Below are 714 nucleotides of genomic sequence, written 5' to 3' on the forward strand. Positions count from 1 at the left end.
ACTTACCACTGCATCAGCCGTAATTTCCTGACCTTTCTTCAGCCTTACGCCATAAGCTTTATTGTTTTTGATGAGAATTTCATCCACACCAGCATAGGTAAAGACATTTCCTCCTGAACGCTGAATCACTGGAATAATTGTCTCTGCAATTTTTGCTGCCCCCCCAACCGGGTAACTACCACCATTCAAGTAATGCTTCGCCACCATCGCATGCATCATGAATGATGCTTTCTTAGGAGGTAAACCATAATCCCCCCACTGAGCGGTTAAGACGCCGATAAGTTCTTCGTTATCAGTAAGCTCTTTCAGCACCTCGTAAGTTGTTTTATAGAAATAATCCGGAAGAAATTTATGGCGAACGCGGTTATAGAGCAAACCTGCCATTCTGGGCATTGCCTGTCCGGCAAAGAATTTTGGCACAAGAGAGCTTACCCTATATAGAAGCTCCACATACTTATCGATAGCTTCAGTCTCTGATGGAAAATTCTTCTTCATCTCGTCTTTGAAAGCGTCTTTTCCCGCTAGGTAGTTATACTCTTTACCGCCTATAATCACTTGATCGAAAAGCGGGTCCATCTCTTCCCATTTGAGCTGACCATCTGTGATCACATCAAACAAACGGCGCAGCACCGTCCAAGGCTTATGAACCTCACCAATATAATGAACACCAACATCCCACTCATAACCATTGCGCTCATAGGCGTGCGTGTAGCC

At 44.5% G+C, this 714-nt stretch carries 1 pseudogene; it reads right to left on the reverse strand.

The window, feature by feature from the left end:
* Window positions 1-714: pseudogene (locus A3735_RS30585) on the reverse strand (NAD(P)/FAD-dependent oxidoreductase); the annotation flags it as partial.

Source organism: Oleiphilus sp. HI0061 (assembly GCF_001635675.1).